The following is a 3,519-nucleotide window of genomic DNA, read 5'->3' on the forward strand; positions in this document are numbered from 1 at the left end:
AAGTTTTTACTACCATTATCTCGGATAGATTTTAAACAAATAGTGCCACTCCTGGTCCTAGTGGAATTTTAAATATCATCCACACTACAAGTAGTAGGGTCCAGAAGATTAAGAATGCTATTGAATAAGGTAGCATTGTTGAGATTAATGTTCCTAGTCCTCTGTCTTTGTCGTATTTTTGCATGAAGATTACTATCATTGCAAAATAGTTCATTAGCGGGCTTATAATGTTTGTTGATGAGTCTGCTATCCTGTAGGCCATTTGGCTTAGTTCAGGGGAAAGACCCATATTCATAAACATTGGCACAAAGATTGGTGCCATGATAGCCCATTTAGCTGAGGCTGATCCTATAAATAAGTTAATAAAAGCTGATAGGATGATAAATAGGATTACTAAAGGTATTCCTGTTAATCTTATCGATTCTAAAAACTCTGCTCCCTTTACAGATAGGATTGTTCCAAGGTTGGTATAGGCGAAAAACGCAACGAATTGGGCTGCGAAGAAGGCTAATACCAAAAATCCACTCATTGATTCCATAGACTTAGTCATAGCTCCAATTAGGTCTCTTGAGTCCTTAAACTTACCTGTTGTTCTACCAAAGATATAGCCTGGTATTAGGAACATAAATAGGATGGCAGCTATTAGGCCCTTGCCCATAAAGGATTCTAGGGTCATCTTTCCATCAGCATTTGCTTCTCTTAAAATCGCATTTTCTGGTACCATGAGGATTGCCATTACTACAGCAAAAACTAAAAATCCGATCATGGCATTTTTAAGTCCCTTTTTCTCAAGGTCTGTAAGCGGCTTATCTTCGTGTACATAAGCTCCCTTGTATTCGCCTAGGTTTGGTATAACGACCTTTTCTGTAACAAGTGTTGCTACTATTGTCAAAATAAAGGTAGATACCATTAGGAAATACCAGTTACCTGGAGCATTTACTGTGTAATCAATATTAGAAGCTCTTAGGGCTTCATTGGTAATTCCACCTAAAAGCACATCTGTCGGTCCAAATATTAAGTTGGCAGAAAATCCACCAGATACACCAGCAAAGGCTGCTGCAAGACCTGCTATTGGGTGTTTGCCTGCTGCGGCAAAGATCATAGCTCCAAGTGGTACTACTACTACATAGCCTGCGTCAGATGCAATATTTGACACAATTCCTGTAAATACAACTGCTGCTGTTAGGATAGTTGGTGATACATTTGAAAGCATCTTCTTAAGGCCAGCATCAAAAAATCCAGCATCTTCAGCCACTCCTACACCAAGCATAGCAACTAAAACTACACCTAGAGGTGCAAAAGATGTGAAGTTATCAACAAGAGATGAAAACATGTAGCGGATGCCTTCAGCATTTAAAAGTCCAATCGCTTCGATTGTACTATCTGCTTCTGCCTTAGCGTCATAGTATGATACTGATACGCCTGCTGATGCACATATTTGCGCAATGACAGCAAGGATTGCTATCATTATGACAAAGATTATGGCAGGGTGAGGTAAGCTATTTCCGACTCTTTCAATCGAAGCCAGGATACCTCCCGATTTTTTATTCTTAGACATAAGTCCTCCTTAAATAATATTTTGTAACTTTTCTTAAGTATAAACTAAAAAAATTAACACCTTTTTAATATACGTTATTTTCGAGAAATTGCACATTTTAGATAATCCTTGCTCACTTTTTACAAATTTTTACATAAAAAAGCAGAAGTTACTTCTGCTCTAACTTTTATAATATCAAAAGTCTTTATTTTTATAGAAATGGATAGAAAGTTTTAGAGAAACCACATTTAGCAAAACTGTAATTCCCACAATTATAATACTAAGAAAGTTTAAATTAAAATTTGATACCTTGTTTATAAAATCAATTGCAATTTGATTGTTCTTCCATATTTGATTTACTCCTAAAAATATCAAAAAGTAAATTAAGGTGAAGACCATCCTTGATTTTTGCGAGCCATATTTATACATAAAGGGCAATTGGATTAGGCATACAAAATTTGTTAAAAAAAGTGTCAAGGATAGGATAAGAGGCAAGTTGAAAATCTCTTTACTATCTGGGTATTTAATATTAAATATTAGTACTATTAGCGTGGCAAATATTCCAAATATCCAAGTAATTGCATATCTTGATATTACTATCCTTTTCCTATCAATCCCAAGTCCTATCAAATATTGGTTAATGTTTGATTTTAGGTCTACATCAAAAAAAGTACTAGTCAGCGCTATCGGAATCAGGATGAAAAGCCCCATTATTATTAAAATTTGTCCTTCTTTAAAACTATAGAAAATCATAGCTAAGATAGCTAAAGTAATCAATATAAAGTATTTTTTAACAGCTACTAAGTCCTTATATATCAAGGCTTTCATTGTAGGCCTCCTTTATCATATAGACCATGATATCTTCGATAGATGGTCTTTCTATGTCAAGATTTGCTGGCATTTTTTCTCTTCTTACCAAACACTCCCTGCCAAATTGATGTTTTCTCACACCTACCAAGGCAGATTTATCTAGGCTTTGAAATTCCTCATCTCCTAGAGAAACCAGGCCATATTTTTCGCTTAAACCGTCTTTTTCTTCGTTAAAAATAAGCTCACCCTTGTGGATAAAGGCAATGTAGTCTGCAATTTTTTCAAGGTCTGATAAAATATGGGAAGAAATCAAAACTGTGTGGTCCTCATCTTGGATAAACTCTAGGAGGATATCCAGAAAATCATCCCTCACGACTGGATCAAGACCGCTTGTAGGCTCATCTAGGATTAGGATTTCTGGCCCATGGCTCATGGCAAGGGCAAGACCCAATTTCATCTTCATCCCCCTAGAAAAAGTATTTATTGGAATATCGATTGGCAGGTCGAAATTATCAATAAATTCATAAAAAGTTCCCTTCTCCCAGTGGTTCTTATAAAGCAAAGAGTGAAACTTTTCTATCTCATCTATCTTCATAGATCCTGGTAAATATAGGTCATCATAGACAAAACCGACCTTATATTTTTCGTCAAAAGGAAGGTCTTTTATATCCTTGCCAAAAATTTCTATCCCTCCACTGTCTCTAGCGATTACATCCAGGATAAGTTTGATAGTGGTAGACTTTCCTGCCCCATTTTCACCGATAAAACCTGTTATAGTTCCCTTTTTGACCCCTAAATCAAGAGGCCCCAGCCTAAAATTTCCGAAAGATTTGCTTAGGTTTTTTATTTTTATTGCATCAGTCATCAGTATCCTCCAATACATCAACTAGGGCCAAGATTTCTTCTTTTGAAATATCGCCAAGCCTCGCAAGCTTGATGATTTCCCTAAGATGGTCTTCGATTTTGATCAAAAGTTTTTCCTTGACCATTTTCGGGTCTTGGCTTTTTATAAAATTGCCCTTGCCCGGAACGGAATTAATTAGGCCATCCTTTTCGAGTTCGTCATAGGCCCTCTTGGTAGTAATCACGCTCACCCTCAGCTCCTTGGCAAGAAACCTTATAGAAGGCAGGGGCTTATCTATATCTAGCTTGTCATCTAAGATTGCATCTCT

At 36.5% G+C, this 3,519-nt stretch carries 4 protein-coding genes; all 4 read right to left on the reverse strand.

The features are described 5' to 3' along the window. Window positions 1-31: 31 nt before the first annotated feature. On the reverse strand, window positions 32-1,558 hold the full coding sequence (locus Q0410_RS07740) for an AbgT family transporter (protein ID WP_299035245.1): 1,527 nt from the start codon (window positions 1,556-1,558) through the stop codon (window positions 32-34). A 174-nt stretch (window positions 1,559-1,732) separates the two neighbouring features. Next, complete coding sequence (locus Q0410_RS07745; protein ID WP_299035248.1) at window positions 1,733-2,365, reverse strand: ABC-2 transporter permease; 633 nt, start codon at window positions 2,363-2,365, stop codon at window positions 1,733-1,735. Next, window positions 2,346-3,212, reverse strand: coding sequence for an ABC transporter ATP-binding protein (locus Q0410_RS07750; protein WP_299035251.1), 867 nt, complete (start codon window positions 3,210-3,212; stop codon window positions 2,346-2,348). The genes Q0410_RS07745 and Q0410_RS07750 overlap by 20 nt, the downstream gene beginning before the upstream one ends. Further along, the coding region (locus tag Q0410_RS07755; protein WP_299035254.1) for a GntR family transcriptional regulator at window positions 3,205-3,519 on the reverse strand (315 nt) is incomplete at its 5' end. The genes Q0410_RS07750 and Q0410_RS07755, both read right to left, overlap by 8 nt.

Source organism: uncultured Anaerococcus sp. (genome assembly GCF_937934665.1).
Classification (GTDB): domain Bacteria; phylum Bacillota; class Clostridia; order Tissierellales; family Peptoniphilaceae; genus Anaerococcus.